Below are 25,265 nucleotides of genomic sequence, written 5' to 3'. Positions count from 1 at the left end.
GTCGGCAGCGTCAGATGTGTATATGAGCCAGGGCCGGCGCGCTGGCCCGTTTGCGCGACCGGGGCGCGCCTGGCGCCACCGGCAACAAGGGCGAGCTGGCGTGCCGCCAGTACCAGGTGGACGGTGCGCGGGGCCAGGCCCGCGCCGGCTTTCCCCTGGTGACGGGCGCCGGGCTGGCGCAGCTGCGCGCCTCGCGGGCGCGTGGCGACAACGAAACGACGGCGCGCCTGAATGCGCTGCTGGCCATTATCAGCCGGCTGGACGACACCTGCGTGCTGTCGCGCGGCGGCGAGGCGGCCTTGCTGGAGATGCAGGCGGGGGCGGCGCGGGTGCTGGCGGCCGGCGGCGCGGCCACCTATGCCGGCACGCAGGCGCTGCTGGCGCTGGAAGCGGTGGCGCTGGCGCGGGGCGTGTCGCCGGGCGGCGCAGCGGATCTGCTGGCGGCGACCCTGTTCCTGGACAGATTACAAGAAGGAGAAGCGCATGGAGACGCGTAACTACACGTTCCCCGCCGGGCAGCCGGCATCGGGGCGCGCCCTGGCCGGCGTCGTCGGCTCGGGCGACCTGGAAGTGCTGCTGCAGCCCGCCGGCGATGGCGTGACCCGCATCGTCGTCAACACCTCCGTCGACGGCAAGGGCGCCGTCTGGGATGCGCTCTTGCTGCGCGTGTTCGGCGGCGAGCCGCTGCCGGCGGCGACCATCGTCATCAACGACTGCGGCGCCACGCCGGGCGTGGTGCGCATGCGCATCGAGCAAGCCTACGAAGAATTGCAAGCGGGGAGGGCGGCATGAGCACATTGACGGAACTGCTGGAGCGCGACAGCTTCATCGAACGCGGCGCCCGGAGCCGGGCACGCGCCTTGCTGGATGCAGGCAGCATGCGCGAATTGCTCGACCCGTTCTGCGGCATCGCGTCGCCGTGGCTGCCGCAGCAAGGCGTCACGGCCCAGGCGGATGACGGCGTGGTGGTGGCCAAGGGCTTGTTCGACGGCCAGCCGGCCGTGGTGCTGGCCATCGAAGGCGCCTACCAGGGCGGCAGCATGGGAGAAGTGGGCGGCGCGAAGATCGCCGGCGCGCTGGAACTGGCGGCACGCGACAACCGCAACGGCGTGCCGACGCGCGCCGTGATCCTGTTCGAGACGGGCGGCGTGCGGCTGCAGGAAGCCAACCTGGGGCTGGCGGCCATTGCCGACATCCATGCCGCCATCGTCGACCTGCGCCGCTATCAGCCCGTGATCGGGATTACGGCCGGCACCGTCGGCTGCTACGGCGGCATGTCGATTGCGGCAGGCCTGTGCAGCTATGTTGTCGTGACGCGCGAGGCGCGACTGGGTCTCAATGGCCCCGCCGTGATCGAGCAGGAGGCGGGCGTGGACGAATTCGACTCGCGCAACAAGCCATTTATATGGAGCCTGACGGGCGGCGAACAGCGCTTCCACAGCGGCCTGGCCGACGCCTATGTGGCGGACGACACGGCGCAGATGCGCGCCACCGTGGCCGAACTGTTCGGGCGCGGCCTGCCGGAGCGGCACAGGAGCAGCCAGGCAGAAGGCTTTCTCGCCCGCCTGGCGCAAGTGGACGCCGGCCCGCAAGCCACGCCGGAAGCCGTGCGCTTGATCTACAGCAAAGGAGCCGCAGCATGAACGCCATCACCAATTCCAGCCGCGGCGCCGCCTGGCTGGCGGCACTCACGAATAACATTGCGCCGCTGGACGGCTATCCGCCTTCCGTGCGCGTGGCCGACGCGCCGCTGGCCGGCGAACCGGCGCGCTATCTCGCCGTGCTGCCCGACCCGGACAACCGTTTTACGCGCGCCCGCACGGGAGAAGTCGGCCTGGTCGAGGCGTGGCAGCTGGCGCGCGCCGTGCAGCAGGCAGTCCTCGAAGACCAGGCGCAGGCCGTGAAACGGCCCATCGTCGCCGTCATCGACGTGGCCAGCCAGGCCTACGGCCGGCGCGAGGAGGCCTACGGCATCCACCAGGCGCTGGCCGGCGCGGCGGGGGCGTATGCCGAGGCGCGCCTGGCCGGCCATCCCGTCATCGGCCTGATCGTCGGCAAGGCCATGTCGGGCGCGTTCCTGGCGCACGGCTACCAGGCCAACCGCCTGATCGCGCTCGACGATCCGCAAGTGATGGTGCATGCCATGGGCAAGGCGTCGGCGGCGCGCATCACCCTGCGCACGGTGGCAGCGCTCGAAGCGCTGGCGGCGACGATTCCACCGATGGCTTATGACGTCAAGAATTACGCGACCCTGGGCCTGCTGTGGCAAACCTTGCGGGTGGCGCAGCCTGACGCGCCGTCGGCGCTTGATCTGGCGCAGGTGCGCGCCAGCCTGCAGGCGGCGCTGGCCGATATCCGCGCCGACCCGCAAAGGGATCTTTCCAGCCGCCTGGGCGCGCCGCACCGCCAGGCGTCGGCAAAAGTCAGGGAGGTGCTGGGGCAGCAGTGGTAAGCGAAGCAACAGAGAAGACACCAAGTCATTCCTATTCCAATAACGGAGACAATCATGATCATTTACGGAACCGCACTGCTGGCCCTGTGCCATTTGCTCGGCATCTTCCTGGGCGACCTGCTCGGGCAGCTGATGGGCGTCAAGACCAACGTGGGCGGCGTGGGCATCGCCATGCTGCTGTTGATCTGCGCCCGGCTCTACATGCAGCGCCGGTCCTGGCTGCCGCAGATGACGGAGCGGGGCGTCGAATACTGGGGCGCCATGTATATTCCCGTGGTGGTGGCCATGGCGGCGCAGCAGGACGTGGTCGCGGCGCTGCGCGGCGGGCCGGTGGCCGTGCTGGCCGCCATCGCTTCCGTGCTCGTCTGCGGCGCCGTCATTTCGCTTATCAATCGCACCGAAAGCCCGGCCGCCATCGCCGCCGCCGAAGCGGATTTGATGTTGGTCAAGGAGCACCGTCATGCTTGAAATCTTTGAAAAAGCCGCCATCCACAATGGCCTGGTGACGGCATTCGCCTTTGTCGGCCTGATCATGCTGCTGTCGATCGCGCTGTCGAAATACCTGACCTTCGGCCGCGTGCACGGCTCGGCCATCGCCATCGTGATCGGCCTGGGCCTCGCTTACTGGGGCGGCGTGCATAGCGGCGGCCACAAGGGCCTGGCCGATCTGTCGCTGTTCGGCGGCATCGGCCTGATGGGCGGCGCCATGCTGCGCGATTTTGCCATCGTCGCCACCGCCTTCGAGGTGCAGGCGACCGAGGCGCGCAAGGCGGGCCTGATCGGCCTCGCGGCGCTGGTGCTGGGCGTGGTGCTGCCGTTTCTCGTCGGCGCCGGCGTCGCTTATGCGTTTGGCTACTCGGACGCCGTCAGCATGACCACCATCGGCGCCGGCGCCGTCACCTATATCGTCGGCCCCGTCACGGGCGCGGCCATCGGCGCCAGCTCGGACGTCATGGCCCTGAGCATCGCGGCAGGCCTCATCAAGGCCATCCTCGTGATGGTGGGCACGCCCGCCGCGGCGCGCTTCCTGCGCCTGAAGACGCTGCGCTCGGCGATGGTCTTCGGCGGCCTGGCCGGCACCGTCAGCGGCGTGTCGGCGGGCCTGGCCGCCACCGACCGCAAGCTGGTGCCGTATGGCGCCCTGGTGGCCACGTTCCACACGGGCCTGGGCTGTCTGCTGGGACCTTCGCTGCTGTTCTTCGCCGTCAAGGCGGTGGTGGCCTGATGGACGGCTGGCGCGCGCATGATTTGCTGTGGGTATCCGGCCTGCCGGACGGCGCCTCCTTGCCCGCCTGGCTTGATGCCGCGTGGCTGGCCGCCGCGCCGCTCGTGGTGCGGCGCGCCAGCTGCGCGCCCGGGCGCATTCCCGTGGGCTTGCGCGGCCTGCAGCGCAGCGAGCGCCAGGCGTGCGAGGTGGAAGCGGCCGCCGTCGTGCGCCGCGTGACGCCGGAAATGCTGGCGTGCGCGCCAGTGCCGGATTTCTCCTGCGCCGCGCTGGACGCATTGCGGCAGGCAGCGCCGCTGCTCGACGCCACGGGCTGGGCCTGGGGGCCGACGGGCGGCGTGGGCTTTGCCCTGGCCAGCGGCTTGCCCGTGCTGCGCGCCGACAGCGACCTCGATCTCGTGCTGCGCCTGGCCGCGCCGCCGGACGCCGCCCAGGCCGAGGCCCTGCGCGCCATCGCGGCGGCTGTCACCGCGTGCCGGCTGGATTTGCAGATCGACACGGGCCATGGCGGCTTTGCGTATGCCGAGTGGGCGGCGGGGCGGGGCAGGGTCTTGCTGAAGACGGATCAGGGGCCCGTGCTGACGGCCACGCCGTGGGAGCCGGCATGAGCGTGTTGTTTACCTTTCCGGGCCAGGGCGCCCAATACCCGGGCATGCTGCATGCGCTGCCCGGCGATGCCGCGGTGGCCGAAACCCTGGCCGAGGCGGCGGCCGTGCTGGGCCACGATCCTTTGGCGCTGGACACGGCTTGCGCGCTGGCCTCGACGCGGGCCGCGCAACTGTGTCTGCTGATCGCCGGCGTGGCCATGGCGCGCTCCCTGGCGGCGCGCGGCGCGCGGCCCGACATGGTGGCCGGCTTTTCCATCGGCGAATATGCGGCCGCCGTCATCGCCGGCGCGCTCGATTATGCGGACGCCGTGCGCCTGGTGGCGCGGCGCGGCGAGTTGATGGAGCAGGCGTATCCCGCCGGCTACGGCATGGCGGCCATCGTCGGCCTTGATCTGGCGCAACTCGAACCCTTGCTGGCCCGGGTGCACGGCGCCGCCACGCCCGTGTATGTCGCCAACCTGAATGCGCCGCGCCAGATCGCCATCGCCGGCAGCGAACCCGCCCTGCACGCCGTGATGGCGCTGGCCCTGGCGCATGGCGCCGGCAAGGCCAGGCGCCTGGCCGTCAGCGTGCCGTCGCATAGTCCGCTGCTGGAAGGCGCCGCGCTGGACTTGCGCGCGGCTTTCGACGGTGTGGCCATGCGCCGGCCACAGCTTGTTTACCTGAGCAGCAGCGCGGCGCGCGCGCTGTTCGACCCGGCCCGCATCCGCGACAGCCTGGCCGCCAACATGGCACAGCGCGTGCAGTGGGCCGCTACCGCGCGCCTGGCGTGGGAGCGGGGCGCCCGGCTGGCGCTGGAAATGCCGCCGGGCAGCGTGCTGACGCGGCTGACGGCGCCCGATTTCACCGATGGCGTGGCCGTCTGCTGCGACGGCAGCCGGGGCGACAGCCTGCTGGCGCTGGTGGGACGGGAGCGCGATAGCGCCGCTTAATCGGCGGCCACTGTCTTTTTATGCGCCTGCAGCCGGCGCGCCCGGCGTTTTCTTTCCCAGATAACAATCCCCGTCACCGACAGCATGGCCACCATGAGGCCCATGCAGGACATCAGTATGCGCCCTGGCAAGCCGAGGATGCGGCCCGAGTGGAGGGGGAATTGCAGTTGCACGAAGACGTCGGCGGCCGTGCCTTCCCATGGCTGGTGCTGGCCGATGATGCTGCCGTCCATGCCGTCGACGTACAGGTTCGACAGGCCCATGCCGGCCGCGCCGAATTCGTCGGCCGGGTCGAAGAACGAGACGTTGTAGAACGAATAATTGCCGCCATAATAAATGCCGCCGATGGGCGCCGTGATGCCGCGCTGCGCAGCTTGCTTTTTCGCAATGCCCACCGCCTGTTCAAAACCGATCACGGGCGTGATGTAGCTGCCGTACGGCGTCGGCGTCTGCGTTTCGTACGGGCCCGGCGTGGTGGTCGACACGAGCGACATGAGGGGATAGAAGACTTCGCGGTACAGGTTCAGCGAGAACGAGGTGAAGGCGATCACGATGATGAAAGCCCACGCCCATAGCCCGCCCGCGCGGTGCAGGTCGAAATTGAGCTTGTAGCCGCCGGCCGCCCAGCGCACCGCCCACGACGGTTTCCACCGTTGCCGCCAGCTGGCGGCGTCGCGGTGGCACGGCGCCGCGTCCGGGGCGCGCGGGCGCAAACGGCGCGGCGTGGTCAGGTAGAGGGCCACCATGCTGTCGAGCAGCCAGATCAGGGCAACCGTCCCCATCAGCCAGTAGCCCCAGCGGTCCGTGCCCCAGAACGCCGGCACGTGCAGGCTGTAGTGCAGGTGGCGCAAGAACGGCATCAGGCTGCGGCGCGACAGGGAAATGGCCGTCGAATCGCGCGTGCCCGTGATCTGCGCCGTGACGGGGTCGATGTAGACGGTGTCGTAGCCAAGCACGAACGGCTTGTTCGTGGCGGGATCGGTTAGCGGGCGCACCATGAAGGCGGCCGCATGGCCTGCTTCCAGGCCCAGTGTCATGTAATTGACTTGCGCGCGCGGGTCGGCGGCGGCCACCGTTTGCGCCAGCGCAAATGGTTGCTGCAGGGGGCCGCGCCCCGGCGTGTCCATGATGTCGGCGTTGAGCCATGCATCGAGCTCATGGTCCCACGAGGTGACGGCGCCCGTAAGGCCTGCGACGATGAGGAAGAGGGCGATGGTGAGACCGGCCCAGCGGTGTATGACAGTCCAGAAAGCGCGCATGCGGTACAAACCTTCAACAAAAACCGGCTTGCTGCCGCCAGCAGGCGCCATGGCGGCGCACAGGAAACGCCAGGCATAGGCCTGGTGGTTTGATAATGGGAATCGTTCTCATTATCCGCCTGGGCGCGGCGTTTGTCCAGCGCCAATGGTGTTGCCCAAGGTCAAATCGCGCATGCTAAGATGCTAGCAAGATGCTAATTTGAGTTCCATGTGGCAATACTCAGGACGAACATGCGTATAGAAGACCGTAATAATATCCGCGTGAGCGAACGCAGCGCCGCGCCGCAGGCGGGTGCGGCGACCACGATGGTATTCATGCACGGCTTTGGCTGCGACCAGACCATGTGGCGCTACCTGGAGCCGCTGTTCCGCCCCCGTTACCGCACGGTGCTGTTCGACCTGGTCGGCAGCGGCGCTTCCGACCTCGCGGCCTATGATTTCGACCGCTATGCGCGCCTGGACGCCCATGGCGACGATTTGCGGCAAGTCATCCATGCCGTCGGCGGCGGGCCCGTCATCTGCGTCGGCCACTCCGTCAGCGCCATGAGCGCCTTGCTGGCCACGATCGCCGAACCGGAGCTGTTTGCCGCGCAAGTCATGCTGGCGCCGTCGCCATGCTATGTCGACGATGCGGCAGCCGGCTACCGGGGCGGCTTCAGCCGCGCCGATATCGACGACTTGCTCGATGCCATGGACAGCAATTACCTGGGCTGGTCCGCCGGCATGGCGCCGGCCATCATGGGCGCGCCCGGCCAGCCGGCGCTTGGCGAGGACCTGGCCAGCAGCTTTTGCCGCACGGACCCCGCCATCGCCCGGCATTTCGCGCAAGCCACTTTTCTGTCCGACCACCGCGCCATCCTGCCGTACAACCGCACGCCGGCCCTGGTCGTGCAATGCAGCGACGACTTCATCGCGCCGCCGCCCGTGGGCCAGTATTTGCGCGAGATGCTGCCGCACAGCAGCCTGCACGTAGTCGAGAACGTGGGCCATTGCCCGCACATGAGCGCGCCTGACGCCAGTTACGGCGCCATCCGGGGCTTTCTCGACGGCCTGCAGCTGTAATGCGGCACGCGATGCCTTCCCTGCCTGATACCCGTACCTTGTTCCAGCACGCGGCATGCGGCCTGCTGCTGTGCGCCAGCGACGGCACCATCGTGCAGGCGAACGCCACGTTTTGCGGCTGGCTCGGCTATGGCGCTGGCGAACTGATCGGGAAAAAGACCTTGCAGGACTTGCTGAGCATCGGCGGGCGCGTGTTCCACCAGACGCACTGGCTGCCGCTGATGCAGGTGCAGGGCAGCGTGTCGGAAGTGCTGCTCGACATGCGCCAGCGCCAGGGGCAGGCGCTGCCCATGCTGTTCAACGCCGTGCGCCGCGTGCACGACGGCGTGGCCTACGACGAAATCGCCGTCTTTGTCGCCAGCGACCGGCGTAAATACGAGCAGCAGCTGCAGCTGGCGCGCCGGGAGGCCGGCGTGCTCAACAGCCAGCTGGCGGCCGCCGACCGCCGCAAGGACGAGTTCCTGGCGACCCTGGCGCACGAGCTGCGCAACCCGCTGGCGCCGATCCGCAATGTGCTGGAAGTGCTGCGCCTGGCGCAGCTGGACGACCCGCAGCTGCGCTGGGCGCGCGACGTGCTGGGCCGGCAAGTGGGCCACATGACGCACCTGGTCGACGACTTGACGGAAGTGTCGCGCATCACGCGGGGCCGCCTGGAACTGCGCCGCGCCAGCGTGGAACTGGCGCCCGTGGTGGAAGCGGCGCTGCACTGCGTGGCCAGCCTGGCCGCGCAGTCCGGCCACGAGGTGCATGTGGCGCAATGGCCGCAGCCGGTCTGGCTCGACGCCGACGCCACGCGCCTGGCGCAAATGATCGCCAATCTGCTGACCAACGCCGTCAAGTACACGCCGGCCAACGGCGCCATCTGGCTGGCCGTCGCCTGCACGGATGACGAAGTGCGCATCAGCGTGCGCGATTCGGGCATCGGCATCGCGCCGGGCCACCTGGACACCGTCTTCGAGCTGTTTTCGCAGCTGGAACCGGCCCTGTCGCGGGCCCAGGGCGGGCTGGGCATCGGCCTGTCGCTCGTGCGCGGCCTGGCCGAACTGCATGGCGGCAGTATCAGCGCGCACAGCGACGGCGTAGGGAAGGGCAGCACGTTCGAGCTGCGCCTGCCGCTGCCCGCCGTGCCCCTGCAGCCGGCCGCACCCCCGGACCGCCGCCTGCTGGCCGGCACGCGCGAGGGCAAGGTGCTGGTCATCGACGACAGCGCCGACGCGGCCGAAAGCCTGGCGCTGGCGCTCGACATCCTCGGCTACGAGGTGCGCACGGCCTACGATGGCGCGGCCGGCATGGCGGCGGCGCAAACCTTCCTGCCGCAAGTGATCTTGCTCGACATCGGCCTGCCGCACATGAACGGCTACGACGTGGCGCGCCTGCTGCGCAGCGAACCCTGCGGCCGGCACGCCATCCTCGTGGCCGTGACGGGCTGGGGCCAGGACAAGGACCGCAAGATGGCGTCCGACGCGGGCTTTGATTTACATCTCACCAAGCCCGTGGATTTTTATGAGCTCGATGCGGTGTTGCAAAAGATGCTGCAGGCGGGGTGAGCGAGATATGCATTGTCAACCGCCGCAGTGTCCGCGACAATCATCGCGCAGCGTGATCGAGGAAGAGTGGCATCTGCCTGACTTGCTCGATGGCGTACGCGCGCTGCACGATGCCTTGCTCAATTATGCAGGCGATGGCGTGTATGCCAGCCTGCTCCTTCCCTGGCTGCGCGATCATCCGCAGGTACTGGCCTGGCTGCGCTCATTTGCGCAAAGGCAAGGAAATCCCGTTCCGCCGGCGAGCAGGGAGGAATTGTGGGTATTGCACGCGTTCAGCCGACTGTGCCAGCTGCTGCTCTTGCCCTTGCAGCAGGGGCGCTGCAATGGGGAAGGCTGGGCCGGGCCGCCGCTGTCGCTGGCCGGGTATGAGGCTTTCGTCGAGGCGCTGGGCATGACGGTGCTGCGGCCGGCGCAATTTTCGCCTTTTTATCATGAGATAGTCGCACTGCAGCCCGCTGAGTCCGCGCATGCGCCCGCCGCGATCCTGGCGTGGCGATGGCCGTGCGTCATGCTCGGCAACATGCTGTTTTCGCGTGGCGGCGTCGATGTCTGCGCCGGCACGACTGTTTTCAAGCCCGGTATCGCCGACGCATCGACGCTGTACTGGGCTGACCGTCGCAAGGGACGCCCTGTCAATGACCTGTCGCATGGGTGGGGCAGTAATTCGCAATGGCGCACGTCTTTCCGCCGCGACTATGTCGTCGGCGATACGCGGCTTTACAATGTGGATGGAAAGTGCGATCTGGCGGCTAAGGGGGCCGATGCGGCAGGTGCCGGCCGGTTTCCGGCGCTGACCCTGGCGGAAAGAATTGAGCTGCTGACGCAGCGATGCCTGGTCAGCTGCACCGAGGCGCACGATGATCTGTGGCCCTATGACGACTGCTGGCGCGAATCGGCAGACAACGGCGGCGTGCCCGGGCGGTGGCGGCGCTGGCTGTCGGCCTTGCGCGGCAGCGGCAGGCGGTGAACAAATGCTTGCAACCGCGATACGGGATGCAAGCGAAGCGCACCCGGTGTCGGCATGGCCGTCACCGGTATTGAATGGAAAGACATGGAACAACTGACAGAATTGGAAATTGCCTTTTTCCAGCTGCGCATGGGTTTTGGCCCGGCGGACCGCTGCGTCGACTGGGCCGTGGAGCGTTTGCGCCTGGACCAGGAAGGCGACGACCTGGAAGTCGTGCTGCTGGCCAGCGCCCGCGGCCGCGATGAGGTGCTGCCGCTGGCCGAGGCCATCATCGAGCGCTACCGGGGTGTGCAGCGGTTCAGTGAGCAGTTCCTGGCGGGAAAATACCTCGTCGAATTGCGCGCCGCCTATCTGACAGGCCGGGAAAGCGTGGCGTCGCTCGACGCCATCCTGACCCGCCTGTACCCGGCGCTCGATTATCCGGACTGGCTGGTCATGCTGAGCCGCAATTGCGAGTATGCGACGGACGTGCCCGAGTTTGCGCAGCCGTTCGAGGATGAATTCCACTATATCGCCAGCCTGTGGGCGCAGGCGGAGAGCCTGGCTGCGTTCGGGGGCGAATACAGCCGCGCGACGTCAGACCGGCATGATGTCGTGGGTGGCTGATAGCCGCACCGGCCTTGCCAACAATCCTTAATAGAAGAATCCATGCAACTGATGAAAATTGTCCACGTATCCGATGCCGCCGGCGCAAAGAATAATGAAGATCTGATAACAGTTTATGCGCACAATGCGGGAATCGTGGATATCCTGATTTTTGATGGCGCCAGCTCGGTGTCCGAAAAGAATTATTTCGATACGGTAGCGGGGGATGCCGCCTGGTTCGTGTCGGCTTTTGCCGCCTTGTTGAGCGAGGTGGTCGCGCCCGGACTGAGCCAGGACGACAGCATCAAGCTGGCCTTGGCGGGTTTGCAGCGCCAGGTGCAGGCGCGTCTTGATCTGGCGCACATTCCTGCCTATGCCTATCCCATTGCCGCCGTGACGTGGGCGCGTATTGTCGAAGGTGACGCCGGCGCCGCTGTCCAGATATATGCCCTCGGCGATTGCAAGGTGTTTGTCTCGAACGCAGCCGGGGACGTGCGTGATATCGATCCCTATGAGAATGCGCAGGAGGACATACTGAAAGCGGCCATTGCGCAGCTAACAGCGCAGGGTATCGAGGACAAGGCGCAGGTATTCGCGGCCTTGCTGCCGATGCTGCGCGAGCGGCGCGCATTTCAGAACTTGCACGCGGCGCCGGGCATACTGTGCATGTATCCGCAAGGGGAATTCAAGGCCAGGCAGTATGCGTTTGAGATGGACAGGCAATCGCAACTGCTGGCAATGACGGATGGCTTTTACCGGCTGGTCGATACCTATGGCCTGTATTCCATGGAAGGGCTGGTGCGCCGCTGCCGTGAAACGGAGCTGGACGCACTGCTGCGGGAGTTGCGCCAGTTTGAACGGGATAATCTGGCGTCCGGTGCGCAGTCTGTCAAGAAGTCCGACGATGCCTCCGCCGTGCGCTATGGCCCGCGCGCGCTGCCGGGCGAGCGTTTTGATATCGCATAAGCCTGTCCCCGCGTCTGCTTGACTTGCCTCAACATATAATTTGCGCCATGCATTTTGATTGGAGTTGACGTGCAACACAAAACGATAGGCTTGATCGGCGGCATCGGCTGGGCATCCACCCTGGAATATTACCGCTTGCTCAATGAAATGCTGGTGGCGCGCATCGGTCCCGCGCACAGCGCGCGCATCATGCTGGTCAGCATCGACCAGGCCGATTTCGTCGCGCACGCGGCGCAGCCCGATTCCCGCGCCATCGAGCAATTCCTCGTCACGCAAGGGCAGCGCCTGCAAGGCATGGGTGCGGACTTCTTTTTGCTGTGCGCGAATGGCGCGCACCGTTTCGCGCCGGCCGTCGTGCCACGCATCGGCTTGCCTTTTATCAGCATCGTCGAGGAAACGGCGAAAAGGGTGGGGGAGGCGGGCGTGCGCAAGGTCGGCCTGCTGGGCGTCAAGCAGACGATGGCGGGCCGCTTTTATCACGATGCGCTGGAGCAGCAGGGCATCGTGACGGTGACGCCCGATGCGGCCGACCAGGAAATCCTGCACGACATTATCTATACGGAACTGGTGCAGAATATTATTACCGACGCCAGCCGGAACATCTTCCTGGACATCATCGGGAAACTGCGGCGGCAAGGCGTGCAGGGCGTGATACTGGGCTGCACGGAAATACCGCTGCTGATCGGGCAGGGCGATGTCGACTTGCCGCTATTTAATACCACGGCGATTCACTGCGAGGCGGCGGTGGCGTTTGCCGCCGAAGGCTAACGCTCGCGCACGAGCGGCAGCCTGAACGGGCCGCCGCTCGTTGAATGCATCAAGCCGGCTGCGCGCCGCCCAGATTCCGGCTGCGGTTTTCCACCAGCACGGAAATGCCGAGCACGACGATGCCGCCGCAGGCCAGCATAGCGCCCACCCAGCCCGTCGAGCGCAAGCCCATGCCCATGGCGATGGCGATGCCGCCGGCCCAGGCGCCCAGGGCGTTGGCGATGTTGAAGGCGGAATGGTTGAGGGCGGCGGCCACGGTTTGCGCGTCGCCGGCCACGTCCATCAGGCGCGTCTGCACGGCCGGGGCGACGGCGATGCCGGCGCCGATGGCGAACAGGTTGATCGCCGTCAGCCAGACATTGCTGCTGGTATAAGTAAACGCGGCCAGGGCGGCCACGTTCCACAGCAGCACGCCGAAGATCGTCCACAGGCGCGAGCGGTCGGCCAGCCAGCCGCCGATCAGATTACCGACCGTCATGCCGATACCGATGATGGCCAGCAGGATCGAGATGACGAGGGGCGAGACTTTCGTGATTTCCAGCAAGGTAGGCGTGATGAAGGTGTAGACGGCAAACATGCCGCCGAAGCCGATCGCCACCATCAGCAGGGTCAGCCACACTTGCAGGCGGCGGAACACGCCCAGTTCGCGGCGCGGGCTCGAATCGCCGGCAGCGACCATGGGCACGAAGATGCGCACCATCAGCATGGTCAATAAACCCAGCGCGGCGACCAGCAAAAAGGCCGAGCGCCAGCCCAGGGTCTGGCCGATGTAGGTGGCCAGCGGCACGCCGAAGATATTTGCCACCGTCAAGCCCATCAGCACGCGGGCGACGGCCTGGCCGCGCCGGTCCGGTTCGGCCAGGGCGGCCGCCACCAGGGCTGCCACGCCGAAATACGCGCCATGCGGGATGCCGGCCACGAAGCGGGCCACGACCAGCAAGCCGTAGTTGGGGGCGATGGCGCTGAGCAAGTTGCCGCCAGCGAACATCAGCATCAGGCAGATCAGCATCAGCCGGCGCGGCATGCGCGCCAGGAAGATGGTGATTAATGGCGCGCCGATGACCACGCCCAGCGCATAGGCGCTGATCATGTGGCTCATCTGGGGCAAGGTCGTGCCCAGGTCGTCGGCCACGACGGGCAGGATGCTCATGGAGGCGAATTCGCCCGTGCCGATGGCGAGGCCGCCGATGGCCAGGGCCAGGTCGGCGTATCCGGCGCCAAAAGGCGCGGTGACGCGCGGAATCAATGGATCTACAGAGGCGTGCATGTTCTTATTGGCAGGGTAAGGATAAAACTGGTGAAGTTGCGTGCTGTGGCTCAGCCGCAGGGGTGGCAATGCGCCACCGGATGCGAAGTGAAGAAAGGCAAGGAGTAGGAAACCGCCCCGCTTTTCGGGCTGGAAAAGCTGCCCACAGACAATATTGTAAAAGATTCGGGCAAGTCCTGCCGGGCGGCGGCCAAAATATGCTGCACTGCACACGCCTGCGCTTGCTCTTGTTGTTAACGATAACACGGAATGTATGCGATTCCGCCACGGGGCCGGCGAAGAAAACCCGGCTGTGGCGGAAATGCTCTTAATTTGCCAGCGCGTGCCGCAGCGCTTTCAATCCCGTCACCCAGATGCCGTGGAGCCGCGCCGTGACTTCCTGCTCGCGCACGCAAACCGGCGTGCAGCGGTCCGACCAGGTGACCCGTGCGCCAGCACGCGCCGGCCGGCGTCGTGCGCGCGCTGCCGAGGTCCAGCTAACGCACGCCGCTGCGGCCGGCCTGGCGCAGGTGAATTTGCGTCCGCTGACGCGGATTTTTCCCTCTACCTTGCCGGAGCAGGGGGCGTGGCCGTCTAGATTTTTCGCGCGCGCTTCAGGTGCAGGGGCAGCCACCACCACAGGCCGATGGTCAGCGAGCCCATCAGCGTGCAGGCGACGATGCCGGCGATGTGGCCGAAAACTTCGGAAATCACCAGGTTGCTGCCGAGGATGAACGCCAGCGCCAGGCAAAAGGCGCCGCACATCATGATGCGGTCGGCCGTGCGCTTGAAGCGTTCGCGGTCTTGCAGGGGACGCATGACGCGGTGCTGGATGGCGGGCGCGCTGAGCAGCACCAGGCTGGCCATGGAAAAGAAGAAAGTGGCCAGGAAGACGATCTTTTCCGCCTGCACGATCTTCGCGAAGCCGCCATTGAAGGGCAGCAGGAAGAGAAAGGCCGTCAGCGTCTGCGCGCCGGGCAAGAGGATGCGCAGTTCGCTGAGCAGGTCGGACAGGTCGCCTTCATCCTCGCGCCGCTGCGCGTCCGGTGCTTCGCCTTGTGGCTTGCATCGCGGCTCGTATCGTTGCTTGTGCTGTTGCGGCGCGTGCGGCATGGCGTCATCCTGATGGTGGCAATGCGCCCAGTCTACGCGCGGGCGCCGGCGCCGACTGTGGGCGTGCGCACCTTCGCCGCCATTGCGCGATCCCTGGCTGGGCCTTGCCGCCCCAGCGGGCCGCGGCGGCGTCAGGCGGAGCGCGGCGTGGAGACGGGCTTGTCCGCCGTCGTGGCCGCCACATGAAAAAGCCCGCCGGCAAGGGCGGGCTGCGCTGGCGGGCCGGCCTGGGGCAAGGCCGCTCTTATTCTTCCGTATCGGCCAGGGTGACGATGGCGCGCGCCCACTTCGAGTATTTCAGGTTGGCCAGGTCGCGCACGGTCTTGATATTGAATGCGTGCTTGAGGAGCTCCGCATCCTTCTCGCTCACGCCTTGCAGCGCATCGACAGGCGCATCGGCGATTTCCTTGAACGTCTTTTTTTCGTAGGCCTTGTCTACCGCTTTATTGATGTTCATGTATTGATACTCCTCAGTAAGTAGGAAAATTTATTCTACACGGTTTTGCAAATCGTCAATTTCCGCTTGCATGTTGTATCGAACTAAATATGATGGAGGTGGGAGGCTGCTGCCGAGCCTGTTTTTGAGTCGCCCGTCAAATTGTAAATATGGCATTATAATTATTCATAGTATAATTATTGCCCGTGTCGGCGAATTGTCGCCGGCCAAACCGGACGCCGCTGCGCGCGGCACTAAATGACAGCGTTCAGGAGATTACGATGAGTTTGCTAGACCAACTTGCAGGACAGGCAATGAGCGCTTTGGGCAACAAGGGCGCGGAGGGGGAAGCCCCGTCGGGACTGATGGCCAGCGTGATGGACCTGGTCAACCAGCATGGCGGCTTGCCCGGCCTGCTGCAGAAATTCCAGGAAAGCGGACTCGGCGACCAGGTGGCCAGCTGGATCGGCACCGGCGCGAACGCGCCCGTCTCCGGCGAGCAGATCAAGGATGCGCTGGGCGCCGACACGATCACCGAGATCGCCGCAAAAGCGGGCGTCGCCCCGGACGCGGCCTCGGGCGGCCTGGCGGCCCTGCTGCCGCAGCTGATCGACAAGCTGACGCCGAACGGTCAGGTACCGGAAGGCAATGACCTCGTCAGCCAGGGCTTGAATATGCTCAAGGGCAAGATCTTCGGTTGATACTCATTGCCGCAGAACTCAAAAAACCTCGCAGCGATGCGAGGTTTTTTTATGCGGATTATGTTTTTTTGTATCTTGCATGCGAAGAAGGAACGTCTGCACAACGCCCGGGGCCAGGCGCCGCCCGGAAGACAGTCCGCGAGTACGGCGCAGGACAAGAGTAAGCCCGGCAACAACGCCACGGGCGTTTTTCAGGCGGCGGCCATCATGCCCAGGCGCTGCGCCATGTATGCTGGTTCGCAGGTCAGCCTTGCCGTGCTCCCCTCGACCAGATACGAGCAGTAGCGGCGCCGCTCGGCGCTGCCGCCGCGCCGTTCCATCAACTCTCCCAGCATGGCGACGGCGTCCGCGGCCATCTTCTGCACGGGCTGGCGCAGGGTGGTGATGTCGTAGCTGAGCCAGCCCGACGCTTCCAGCGCGTCGAAGCCGGCCACGGACATCTGCAGCGGCACCTGGATGCCCATCTGGTGGCGCGCCGTGTCCAGGCAGCCGATGGCCATGATGTCGTTGCCGCAGATGACGGCGTCCGGCACGCGGCCCAGGCGGTCGATGACCTTGCGCAAGCCGCGCCCGCCGCTGGCGTAATCATAATTGCCGCTGACGACGATGGGGGCGGGCAAGCCCAGCGTGAACAGCCGGTCCAGCACGCCCGCCTTGCGCTCCTGGGCAACGGCCGAGTCGCCGGGGCCGTCGATGACGGCGAACTGGCGGTGGCCGGCCTCGGCCAGGCGCGACACGAGCAGGCGCGCCGCTTCCGCCTGGTCGCACAGCACGGCGTGCACGGCGTGCTCGCGGGGACTGCGGTTGAACAGCACCAGCGGCACGTCGCGGCGGGCGAACTCGGCCATCTGCTCGTCGGACAGGCCGGCGGCCACGATGGCGCCGTCCACCTGGTATTGCCACACATCGCCGAGTATCCTGCCGACGTCCGCCTCGCGCTCCAGCGTAAACAGCAGCAAACGCTTGCCCTGGCGGGCGATCTGCTGGCTCAGGTCGGACAGCACTTGCGGATAATACAGATTGGCCAGGTTGGAAATGATGACGGCTACCAGGTTCGAGCGCCGCGTGATCAGGCTGCGCGCGGCCGCGTTGGGGATGTAGTCGAGGCGGATGGCCGCCTGCATGACCTTGGCGTGGGTGGCCGGCGAAATGCTGGCGCCGGGCTTGAAGCAGCGCGACACGGCCGACTGCGACACGCCGGCCAGCAGGGCCACGTCATACGAGGTCACGCGCCTTCCGGCGCTGGGCGGGACGCGGGTGGCGGGGATGGTGCCGGGCGTCCGGGCTACAGTATTCTTTTTTCGCATATTGGTCTGGCAAGCAACCTGTCTCAAAGTATTCCTGCAGGCCCGGCCGCTTGTGGCGGCCCGGGCGGGGAGAAATGAGCATAGCGTAAAAGATTGCCATATGGCAAGACTGTTTTCTTATCCATGTTGCAAAAAATTTGATTTAATGGCAAGTGGTATGCATGCCGCGGCCCCAGCCCGATTCCCCGTTCAATCGGCGCTGTCGCAGGGGCCGCTGCCGTAGGGGCTGTCGCGCCCCGGCGGCGGCACGCGGCGTTCGCTGAAGTCCTTGGCCAGCGTGGCCAGCGGCAGGGCCGCCGTGGCGCTCGCTTCCGTGCCGCTCACCGTGGCCCGCACGGTCAGTGCCACTTGCACCCAGGAACCATAGTTACGGGGATAGCTGACGGTGACGGTGGCCATGCCCAGGGCATCGCTTACGCCGCTGGCGCTGACGGTCAGTGGTATGCCCGGGTCCAGCACGCCGTTGCCATTGCTGTCGTAGGCGGCGTCGTAGATGCCGTTGCGCAGCACGTCTTCGTTGGCGCAGCTGTAGTGGGGCAGGGCCAGGCGCCACACGCCCGTGTCGGGGAATTCGGGCTTGTCCGGCTGCCACACATAATATCCCTTGGCATAGCGGCTGGGCCAGGCGGCGGCCGTGACGGCGACGCCGGGGACGGCGTTGCCGGCGCTGTCGGAGATGAACACGGAAAACTCCTGCTGCAGCACGCTGGCCAAGTATTCGCGCACCTGATTGCCAGTCCCCAGCCTGATCGACAGGGCCTGGCGCGCCACCGTCAGGCGCACGAGGGCCGTGGGCGCCGCCTGCGTGGCGCCCTCGATGCGCGCCTGGAGCAGTACGCCGTCCCTGCCGCTGTCGGCCGGGCCCGCCACGTAGCTGGCGCGCGCCAGGCCGTCGCTGCCCGTCGGCACGGCCCCCGCCTGCCGCAGGTAGCTGCCGCTGGGGTCGCTCAAGATGCTAAATACGACGGGCGCATTCTTGACGAGGTTGTTTGCCGGGCCGTCGCGCACCACGGCGCCGATGGTGCTCATGCTGGTGCTGGCGTTGTCGGCGGTACCCGCGCCATTGGCGCGCAGCACGGCCGGTTCCGCCTGCACGGCCAGCTTGCTGGCGCCGCTCAGGGGCGCGACGAATTCCAGCCGCGTCTGCGCCGAGGGGCCGCCCGCCACGGCCGCCGTGACGGTGGCCACGCCCGTGTTGGCGGACTGGATATAGCTGCGCGGCAAATTGCCATTGTTAAAGATCAAGCTGGCGGGCAGGGCCTGGCTGCAGGCGCTGTCGCCGAACAGGCTGCCGCGCGTGGTGGACAGGCTGGCGCTGCCGGACTGCGCCACGCCCGCCTTGTCGTAGCGCGCGTCGATGGCCTGGCAGGCCAGCGTGGCGATCTCGGGCAGCACGTCCGCGCCGCCGGCGTCCTGGCCCACGGCCGGCGTCAGGCGCAGGTCAGGGAGCAGGCGGCGCAAGGGGGCGAGGGGCACGACGGATCTCCGGGAGTTTGCCGAGTTGCATGGCATCACTCCCAAGAGTAGCTTTTGCGCGCGGCGGGTACTTGATGCAGAGCAAGTTTGTTGTCTGGTTAGCGGCGCAAGTATTTTTCTGGTGCAATGGCGCCCATTCTGATAACATAACGCCCCTTTATTCAGGGAAGGGTCGACATGGCCAATGCTTGCGGCGTCGATTTCGGCACGTCAAATTCCACGGTAGGCTGGGCGCGTCCCGGGCAGAGCACCATGCTCGGCCTGGAAGATGGCAAGACGACCTTACCGTCCGTCGTCTTCTTCAATGCGGAAGACGAGGAAGTCAGTTTTGGCCGCGCGGCGCTGGCCGGCTATCTGGCCGGCTACGAGGGGCGCTTGATGCGCTCGCTGAAAAGCTTGCTGGGCACCAGTCTCATCGATGGCCAGACGGAAGTGGGCGGCCGCGCGCTGCCGTTCCGCTTGCTGCTGTCGCAATTCATCGGCGAAGTCAAGCGCCGCGCCGAGCAGTCCGCCGGCCGCGAATTCACCTCGGCCGTGTTCGGCCGTCCCGTCTTCTTTATCGACGACAATGCGCAGGCTGACCAGCTGGCGCAGGACACGCTGGCCGAAGTGGCCCGTTCCGTCGGCTTCAAGGACGTCGCTTTCCAGTTCGAGCCGATCGCCGCCGCCTTCGACTACGAGTCGCAAATCGACAGGGAAGAGCTGGTGCTGATCGCCGACATCGGCGGCGGCACGTCCGACTTTTCGCTCGTGCGCCTGTCGCCCGAGCGGGCGAAGAAGGCCGAGCGCCGCGACGACATCCTCGCCACGGGCGGCGTGCACATCGGCGGCACGGACTTCGATAAATACCTGAGCCTGTCTTCCGTCATGCCTTTGCTCGGCTATGGCAGCCGCCTGCACAACAATAGCGAAGTGCCGTCCAGCTATTATTTCAACCTGGCCACCTGGCATACGATCAACCTGGCCTATACCAAGAAAATCTGGGTGCAGCTGGCCGACGTATGCCGCGATGCGCGCGAACAGGACAAAGTGAAGCGGCTGCAAACGCTGATCGACGAGCGGGCCGGCCACTGGCTGGCCATGAAGGTGGAAGAGGGCAAGATTGCCCTGTCCGACGCGGCCGAAGTGCAGCTGGAGCTGGACCGTTTGTCGCCCGCGCAAAGCCTGCTGCTCAAACGCGCGCAATTCGACGACGCCATCGGCCACCTGTGCGGTTCCGTGGAAGAAACCGTGCTGCGCCTGCTGCGCGACGCGGGCGTGGCGCCCGAAGCCGTCGACACCGTGTTCTTCACGGGCGGCTCTTCCGGCGTGCGCTTGCTGCGCGAAAAGATCGCCGCCCTGGTGCCGGCCGCGCGCAAGGTCGAAGGCGATTTGTTCGGCAGCATCGGCGCGGGCCTGGCGCTGGACGCCGTGCGCAAGTTCGGCTGATAAAATGTGCATGGCGGCGTAGCCGCGCCTTGCCCTGCGCATGGTATCGATACCTCCACTGTTGCACCCATGAAAGAGCGCCCCATGCATGTATTTGACAAACCGATCGTCATGATCGACTTCGAGACGACCGGCCTGTCTCCCGACATGGGCGACCGCATCACGGAAGTGGCGGCGCTGCGCATCGAGGGCGGGCAGATCACGGACCGCTATGTGACCCTGATCAACTGCAATGCGCGTATTCCCTCGTTCATCACGGGCTTGACGGGCATCACCCAGGCCATGGTGGACCAGGCGCCGCCCGTGGCCGAAGTCGTGCCGCAGTTGCTCGACTTTATAGGCAGCGACGCCTTGTCGGCGCACAATGCCAGCTTCGATGAAAAATTCCTGCGCGCGGAAAGCGCCAGGCTGAACCTGACGCCGGCGCACGCGTCGCTCGTGTGTTCCTTGAAACTGTCGCGCCGCGTGTTTCCCGGCCTGTCCAGCTACAAGCTGGGCTTGCTGTCTGGCCAGCTGGGCATCGCCTTCAGGAGCGCCGCCCACAGGGCCGAGTCCGATGCGGAAGTGGCGGCGCAAGTGCTGATTCATATCGGCCGCCACCTGCGCAGCAACTACGGCATCGCCGACCTCGACGCCGACCTGCTCGTGTCGCTGAACAAGCTGGCGGCGGCGAAAGTGCCGCAATTCCTGCAAAAGCACCCGTCGCGCCGATAGTGGCCGCCGCGCGCCGGTTCCGGCGTGCACTATCCCATGCCCCCCAAGCGGACTCATCAAATTGATATAATTTTGTTATTTCTTTTGAGTTCGCTCAAGTCCTTCGCGCCCATCGAATTTACAATTTAAGCAACACACGATTTCGCCGCCCCGGGCCGCCGTTTTGCGCGTGCTGCCGGCAAGCGCAATGTGGATGGGGGCGCACATGGACAAGCACCATACTGCCAGAGATAGCCATCAGGCATACATCTGGTTTCGCACGGCGGCCGAGCAGGGCAATCCCTATGCCCAGTTCAACCTGGGGCTGATGTACAAGAAGGGCGAGGGCGTGCCGCATGACGACGCGCGCGCCTTCGTCTGGCTGCGCCTGGCGGCGCTGCAGGGGCTGGCCTTCGCGCAGAATCACCTGGGCGCCCTGTATTACCACGGGCGCGGCGTGGCGCAGAGCGACGACGAGGCCGTGCTGTGGTTCCGCCGCGCGGCGGCCCAGGGTGATGCCTCGGCGCAGCAAAACCTGGGGCAGATGTACCGCAAGGGGCGCGGCGTGCTGCAAAGCGACGAGCTGGCCCTGGCGTGGTTTTACCGCGCTTCCGAACAGGGCGTGGCCAGCGCGCAGTCGCTGCTGGGCGAAGCCTATGCGCAGGGCCTGGGCGCGAAAAAAAACGATGCGCTGGCCCTGGCCTGGTTCCGCAAGGCGGCCCTGCAGGGCGACGCCCAGGCGCAGCTGAACCTGGGCCTCGTCTACAAGCGGGGCCAGGGCGTGGCGCAAAGCGATGCGCAGGCCGTCGCCTGGTTCCGCCAGGCGGCCGCGCAAGGCCTGGCGGTGGCGCAGCGGCAACTGGGCGTCGCGTATGCGGAAGGCCGGGGCGTGGCGCCCGACCAGCTGCGCGCCTTTGCCTGGCTGCAGCGCGCGGCCGAGCAGGACGATGCCGACGCCCAGTTCAACCTGGGCGTGATGCTGGCGCGGGGCCAGGGCGTGGACAAGGACGAGGCGCGCGCCGTCGCCTGGTACCGCCGCGCCGCCCTGCAGGGCCATTGCATGGCGCAATACAATCTGGGCGGCATGTACGCGGGCGGACGCGGCATCGCCCGCGACTTGCACCAGGCGCTCGAATGGTACGCCCGGGCCGCCGCCCAGGGCGCGTCGAACGCCCAGTTCAACCTGGGCGTGATGTACGCCAACGGCCAGGGCGTGAGCCGCGACGAGGCCTGCGCCGTGCGCTGGTACCGCACGGCCGCCGAGCAAGGCGACGCCAGCGCGCAGAATAACCTGGGCGTGATGTACGCGAACGGCCATGGCGTGCCGCAGGACGACGGCCTGGCCGTGCACTGGTACGCGCGCGCGGCCGAGCAGGGCCATGCGCTGGCCCAGTACAACCTGGGCGGCATGTACAACGGCGGCCGCGGCGTGGACAAGGATGCCGTGCGCGCCTACATGTGGCTGGCGCTGTCGGCCGACGGCGGCGACGGCACGGCGGGCGGCGCCAGGGACGCCACGGCCGGCAGGCTGGCGCCCGATGCCCTGCACGAGGCGCAGGAACTGGCGCGGCAATGGCGCCAGGCGCACCCGCCGCGCGCCTGATGCGGCGCTGCGGCACCCATGCGATAATTGCCGTTCAGAATGCCCATCGACGGGGCATGGAGCATGAGACGGCACAATGAAAGGTGGAGCATGGTGAGGCAGGCAGGCGAAGATGCATCTGAACAAAAGGTCATCGATGACATCGCTACATATGGCTGGCATTGCGTACATATCGGCGGCGACGAAGAAGGGCCCGGCTACACGTTCACGATAGGCGCTTGCCACAGCTTCGGCCTGCCCGAATTCCTCATCATGGGCTTGCCGCAGGCGACGGCCCAGCAGATCGTCGACGTGGCGCTCGACGCCGCGCGCAGCGGCGCCATCGCGGATTTTACGCAGACCACGGGCGCCCTGCTCGAGGGCCACCCATGCGCGTTCGTGCGCGTGCCCGAGGCGCGCTACCGCGACTGGGTCGGCTATGCGCGCTGGTATTACCAGGGCAATGATTTTACCTTGTACCAGATCGTCTGGCCGTCGCGCGACGGCCATTTTCCGTGGGATGCGGGAGCCAGCGCCGCGTACGTGGCCAGCCAGCCGCTGCTGGGGCCGGCGCCGCGGCAGGACTGATGCCGGCCATGGCGCCTGTCGCCTTCACTTTCTTTACCGATACGGCCACCCTGTGCGTATTCGATCCTGCCTGCCTGCGCCACAAGCTCGACGATGACTGCGACTGGTGGAGCCTCCCCTGCGCGGAACTGGCGGCCGTCAACGCCGGCCAGGCGGCGTTTTTCAATCTGGGCGGCAACGGCGCGTATGCGCTGGAGGTGCTGGCCGGACTGGCCGATCCGCAGGCGAGCGTGCATCTCGCCGTCGTCTCGGGCCGCGTCTTCATCGGCGCCGGCGAGGACGTCACGGGCGGCGGCCTGGAGCCGGACGCGGCCTGTAGCGGCCTGTTCATGGACTTGCCCCCGGGCCGCTACCGGATACTGGCGCGGCGCGACGGCGCGCGCATCAGCCTGGCATTCCTGCCCGATGCGCGCAGCCGCAATGCATTTGCCGGCCTCGTGCGCATCTGATCCCCGTTCCGCCGCCGGCTACCGGCCCTGGCGCCGGTCCAGGAACAGGCTGTTGCCGTGGATTTTCTTTGCCTGTTTCTTCGCTTCCGCCGCCTGCGTGGCGATCTGGTGGTGCGTGTAGTACTGGTGCGCCTCGACCTTGATCACGCCCAGCGACAGGCTGATCAGTGAATAAAACACTTTCTTGCCCTGCCGGTCTTCGCTGATGTAGCCGCCCCGTTCGCAGTCGCCCGTGCTGTAATAGGCGAGGATGGCGGCGGCAAAGCGCTCCAGCATGGCCTGGCAGCGCGCTTCCCAGTCCTCGCTCTGGAACAGGATCATGAAATCGTCGCCGCCGATGTGGCCGATGAAGTCGCGGTTGGGGTCGCAATGGCCGCTGAGGATTTCTCCCGTCAGCTGGATCACGTCGTCGCCCTTGCGGTAGCCGTACACGTCGTTGAAGGGCTTGAAGTGGTCGAGGTCGCAATAGCAGACCCAGAAGCGGCTGCCGCTGTGCAATAAGCGGTCGATGTGCTCGTTGATGGGCACGTTGCCGGGCAGCTGCGTCAGCGGGTTGGCGTAGCGGGCCGCGTTGATCTGCATCTGCGTGATTTCGCGCATCAGGTCGTGTCCCGTGCCCATGCCCAGGTAGCGGCCGTGTTCGGTGATGATGAAGCCGTTGAACAGGTGGTGGGCGTCGGACTGCACCATGGTGTAGCTGAGTTCCTGCAAGCTCGTCTCGTGGTCGGCGATCAGGGGATTGGCGTCCATGAACAGGCTGCACGATTTCCTGCCGTACAGTTCGCGCTGGTAGGGGCGGGCGAAGTGATCGATCATTTCGAAGCGGCTGATCAGACCCAGCGGCACGCCGTCGTCGACGACGGGAATGATCATCAGCTTCGGTTCCTTCAGGAAAATGTCGTACACCTCGTTATTGTTCCTGTCCGGCGAGACGGCCGCCACCTTGTTCAGCAGCTTGCGGATGGTGGCGCCGTTCTTTTCCAGGCTGCTGCGCTGCGGATACACGGCCACGCCGTTGCGCCCCAGCGCCTGCACCACTTCGGCGGGCAGCGCGCGCGCCGGCACCATGTTCGGCCGTCCCAAATGATAGCCCTGGCCGAAGGCCACGCCCAGGTCGCGCAGCACCAGCAATTCCGTCTGCGCCTCGATGCCTTCGGCGATCACCAGCGTGCCCGATTTTTCCGCGATTTCCTGGATCGAGCGCACGAATTGCAGCTTCACGGGGTCGTTGTTGATGCCCTGGATGAAATGCATGTCGATCTTGACGTACTCAGGCCGCAGTTCCGACCACAGGCGCAGGCTGGAAAAGCCTTCGCCCAGGTCGTCGATGGCGATCTGGAAGCCCATGTTGCGGTAGTGCAGCACTGCTTCGCGCATCAGCTCGTAGTCATACGTGGGCTGGTTTTCCGTCAGTTCGATGATGACGCGGTCCGGGTTGATGCCGATGTGCTCGATATATTCGAGGGTTTCGCCATGGCGCGCATTGCGCAGCAACAAACATTCCGGGCTGACGTTGAGGAATAGTTTTCCTGGTAGTTGCAGTTCAGCAAAGCGCTCGAGCACCACCTGGCGGCACAGGTGTTCCACTTCCAGGGTCAGGTCGTGTGCGCGCGCCACCTTGAACAGATTCATCGGCGCATGCAGGGGACTGTCGGACGGCCCCCGTATCAAGCCTTCGTAACCGATGATTTCCCCGCTGTGCATGTGGATGATGGGCTGGAACAGGGCGCTCAGCTTGCGTTCGGCCAGGATCTCGTGCAGCGCGTCCGTTCCCTCGATGCCCGTGGCGGCGGGCGGTTTCAGGTAAGCCACATTCGATGGCGGCGCGGCGGCCGGCGCGGCGGGGGCGGTGGGGAGGGCGAGAGTGTGCATAGG

Annotated in this window: 27 protein-coding genes; 20 read left to right on the top strand and 7 right to left on the bottom strand. The window is 66.3% G+C overall.

The window, feature by feature from the left end; all coding sequences use genetic code 11:
* Window positions 1-50: 50 nt before the first annotated feature.
* The 8 genes from AC07VI_RS22340 to mdcH are packed head-to-tail and all read left to right on the top strand — an operon-like array spanning window position 51 to window position 5,217.
* Window positions 51-497: a triphosphoribosyl-dephospho-CoA synthase gene (locus tag AC07VI_RS22340; protein WP_494808820.1), complete on the top strand. Its 447-nt coding sequence runs from the start codon at window positions 51-53 to the stop codon at window positions 495-497.
* Window positions 484-792, top strand: coding sequence for a malonate decarboxylase subunit delta (locus AC07VI_RS22335; RefSeq protein ID WP_086148539.1), 309 nt, complete (start codon window positions 484-486; stop codon window positions 790-792). The genes AC07VI_RS22340 and AC07VI_RS22335 overlap by 14 nt, the downstream gene beginning before the upstream one ends.
* Window positions 789-1,643, top strand: a complete 855-nt coding sequence (locus AC07VI_RS22330) for a biotin-independent malonate decarboxylase subunit beta (RefSeq protein WP_492993934.1) — start codon at window positions 789-791, stop codon at window positions 1,641-1,643. The genes AC07VI_RS22335 and AC07VI_RS22330 overlap by 4 nt, the downstream gene beginning before the upstream one ends.
* Complete coding sequence (mdcE, locus tag AC07VI_RS22325) at window positions 1,640-2,452, top strand: biotin-independent malonate decarboxylase subunit gamma (RefSeq protein ID WP_099375429.1); 813 nt, start codon at window positions 1,640-1,642, stop codon at window positions 2,450-2,452. Before AC07VI_RS22330 ends, mdcE begins: the two co-directional genes overlap by 4 nt.
* A gap of 54 nt (window positions 2,453-2,506) precedes the next feature.
* Window positions 2,507-2,920: a malonate transporter subunit MadL gene (gene madL / locus AC07VI_RS22320; RefSeq protein WP_086148536.1), complete on the top strand. Its 414-nt coding sequence runs from the start codon at window positions 2,507-2,509 to the stop codon at window positions 2,918-2,920.
* On the top strand, window positions 2,913-3,677 hold the full coding sequence (gene madM / locus AC07VI_RS22315; RefSeq protein ID WP_492993937.1) for a malonate transporter subunit MadM: 765 nt from the start codon (window positions 2,913-2,915) through the stop codon (window positions 3,675-3,677). Before madL ends, madM begins: the two co-directional genes overlap by 8 nt.
* Complete coding sequence (locus tag AC07VI_RS22310) at window positions 3,677-4,285, top strand: malonate decarboxylase holo-ACP synthase (RefSeq protein ID WP_099420668.1); 609 nt, start codon at window positions 3,677-3,679, stop codon at window positions 4,283-4,285. The genes madM and AC07VI_RS22310 overlap by 1 nt, the downstream gene beginning before the upstream one ends.
* Window positions 4,282-5,217, top strand: a complete 936-nt coding sequence (gene mdcH, locus AC07VI_RS22305) for a malonate decarboxylase subunit epsilon (protein ID WP_086145458.1) — start codon at window positions 4,282-4,284, stop codon at window positions 5,215-5,217. Before AC07VI_RS22310 ends, mdcH begins: the two co-directional genes overlap by 4 nt.
* Here mdcH and AC07VI_RS22300 read toward each other — a convergent pair.
* Window positions 5,214-6,476, bottom strand: a complete 1,263-nt coding sequence (locus AC07VI_RS22300; protein ID WP_492993939.1) for a PepSY-associated TM helix domain-containing protein — start codon at window positions 6,474-6,476, stop codon at window positions 5,214-5,216. The genes mdcH and AC07VI_RS22300 overlap by 4 nt on opposite strands.
* A 231-nt stretch (window positions 6,477-6,707) precedes the next feature.
* On the opposite strand from AC07VI_RS22300, the gene AC07VI_RS22295 reads away from it, so the two are divergent.
* The 6 genes from AC07VI_RS22295 to AC07VI_RS22270 all read left to right on the top strand — a co-directional run bounded on the left by AC07VI_RS22295 (window position 6,708) and on the right by AC07VI_RS22270 (window position 12,371).
* Window positions 6,708-7,538 carry an alpha/beta fold hydrolase gene (locus AC07VI_RS22295; protein WP_492993941.1) on the top strand — a complete coding sequence of 277 codons (831 nt, stop codon included), beginning with the start codon at window positions 6,708-6,710 and terminating at the stop codon, window positions 7,536-7,538.
* Window positions 7,539-7,549: 11 nt separating this feature from the next.
* The gene (locus AC07VI_RS22290) at window positions 7,550-9,085 is read left to right on the top strand and encodes a hybrid sensor histidine kinase/response regulator (RefSeq protein WP_086145460.1); all 1,536 of its coding nucleotides are present in this window, start codon (window positions 7,550-7,552) and stop codon (window positions 9,083-9,085) included.
* A 52-nt stretch (window positions 9,086-9,137) separates the two neighbouring features.
* Window positions 9,138-10,052, top strand: a complete 915-nt coding sequence (locus AC07VI_RS22285; RefSeq protein WP_492993944.1) for a hypothetical protein — start codon at window positions 9,138-9,140, stop codon at window positions 10,050-10,052.
* A gap of 84 nt (window positions 10,053-10,136) precedes the next feature.
* The gene (locus tag AC07VI_RS22280) at window positions 10,137-10,658 is read left to right on the top strand and encodes a hypothetical protein (RefSeq protein ID WP_492993946.1); all 522 of its coding nucleotides are present in this window, start codon (window positions 10,137-10,139) and stop codon (window positions 10,656-10,658) included.
* Between the two features lie 42 nt (window positions 10,659-10,700).
* On the top strand, window positions 10,701-11,603 hold the full coding sequence (locus AC07VI_RS22275; protein WP_086145463.1) for a hypothetical protein: 903 nt from the start codon (window positions 10,701-10,703) through the stop codon (window positions 11,601-11,603).
* Window positions 11,604-11,672: 69 nt separating this feature from the next.
* Window positions 11,673-12,371: an aspartate/glutamate racemase family protein gene (locus AC07VI_RS22270; protein ID WP_157792395.1), complete on the top strand. Its 699-nt coding sequence runs from the start codon at window positions 11,673-11,675 to the stop codon at window positions 12,369-12,371.
* A gap of 49 nt (window positions 12,372-12,420) precedes the next feature.
* Here the strand turns inward: AC07VI_RS22270 and AC07VI_RS22265 are convergent, their stop codons facing one another.
* The 3 genes from AC07VI_RS22265 to AC07VI_RS22255 form a co-directional block, all read right to left on the bottom strand.
* Window positions 12,421-13,638, bottom strand: a complete 1,218-nt coding sequence (locus AC07VI_RS22265; RefSeq protein ID WP_086145465.1) for an MFS transporter — start codon at window positions 13,636-13,638, stop codon at window positions 12,421-12,423.
* Between the two features lie 573 nt (window positions 13,639-14,211).
* The gene (locus AC07VI_RS22260) at window positions 14,212-14,730 is read right to left on the bottom strand and encodes a DUF6328 family protein (RefSeq protein WP_492993949.1); all 519 of its coding nucleotides are present in this window, start codon (window positions 14,728-14,730) and stop codon (window positions 14,212-14,214) included.
* Window positions 14,731-14,974: 244 nt separating this feature from the next.
* Entirely contained in the window at window positions 14,975-15,187 is a 213-nt protein-coding gene (locus AC07VI_RS22255; protein ID WP_492993951.1) for a hypothetical protein, read from the bottom strand.
* Window positions 15,188-15,447: 260 nt separating this feature from the next.
* Between AC07VI_RS22255 and AC07VI_RS22250 the strand changes: the two genes are divergently transcribed.
* Entirely contained in the window at window positions 15,448-15,867 is a 420-nt protein-coding gene (locus AC07VI_RS22250) for a YidB family protein (protein WP_086145466.1), read from the top strand.
* A gap of 191 nt (window positions 15,868-16,058) precedes the next feature.
* Here AC07VI_RS22250 and AC07VI_RS22245 read toward each other — a convergent pair whose 3' ends face one another.
* Window positions 16,059-17,096: a LacI family DNA-binding transcriptional regulator gene (locus tag AC07VI_RS22245; RefSeq protein ID WP_253251923.1), complete on the bottom strand. Its 1,038-nt coding sequence runs from the start codon at window positions 17,094-17,096 to the stop codon at window positions 16,059-16,061.
* A gap of 267 nt (window positions 17,097-17,363) precedes the next feature.
* On the bottom strand, window positions 17,364-18,650 hold the full coding sequence (locus AC07VI_RS22240; RefSeq protein ID WP_492993953.1) for a hypothetical protein: 1,287 nt from the start codon (window positions 18,648-18,650) through the stop codon (window positions 17,364-17,366).
* Between the two features lie 177 nt (window positions 18,651-18,827).
* Here AC07VI_RS22240 and AC07VI_RS22235 point away from each other — a divergent pair, with 177 nt between their 5' ends.
* The 5 genes from AC07VI_RS22235 (at window position 18,828) to AC07VI_RS22215 (ending at window position 23,390) form a co-directional block, all read left to right on the top strand.
* A complete protein-coding gene (locus tag AC07VI_RS22235; RefSeq protein ID WP_086145469.1) occupies window positions 18,828-20,078 on the top strand; it encodes an Hsp70 family protein in 1,251 nt (416 codons plus the stop codon).
* A gap of 84 nt (window positions 20,079-20,162) precedes the next feature.
* Window positions 20,163-20,792 (top strand): 3'-5' exonuclease, encoded by a 630-nt coding sequence (locus tag AC07VI_RS22230; protein WP_086145470.1) that lies wholly within the window; start codon window positions 20,163-20,165, stop codon window positions 20,790-20,792.
* Between the two features lie 205 nt (window positions 20,793-20,997).
* Entirely contained in the window at window positions 20,998-22,374 is a 1,377-nt protein-coding gene (locus tag AC07VI_RS22225; RefSeq protein WP_086145513.1) for a tetratricopeptide repeat protein, read from the top strand.
* Window positions 22,375-22,464: 90 nt separating this feature from the next.
* Entirely contained in the window at window positions 22,465-22,941 is a 477-nt protein-coding gene (locus AC07VI_RS22220) for a DUF4262 domain-containing protein (protein WP_086145471.1), read from the top strand.
* Window positions 22,942-22,949: 8 nt separating this feature from the next.
* A complete protein-coding gene (locus AC07VI_RS22215; protein ID WP_492993957.1) occupies window positions 22,950-23,390 on the top strand; it encodes a DUF6386 family protein in 441 nt (146 codons plus the stop codon).
* 18 nt (window positions 23,391-23,408) lie between these two features.
* Here the strand turns inward: AC07VI_RS22215 and AC07VI_RS22210 are convergent, their stop codons facing one another.
* A complete protein-coding gene (locus AC07VI_RS22210; RefSeq protein ID WP_226935626.1) occupies window positions 23,409-25,262 on the bottom strand; it encodes a GGDEF domain-containing protein in 1,854 nt (617 codons plus the stop codon).
* Window positions 25,263-25,265: the final 3 nt, after the last annotated feature.

The organism is Janthinobacterium sp. GW821-FHT03A03, from assembly GCF_059421435.1.
Note: the sequence above shows the minus strand (reverse complement) of the source record. Positions and strands in the feature narration are given on the sequence as shown.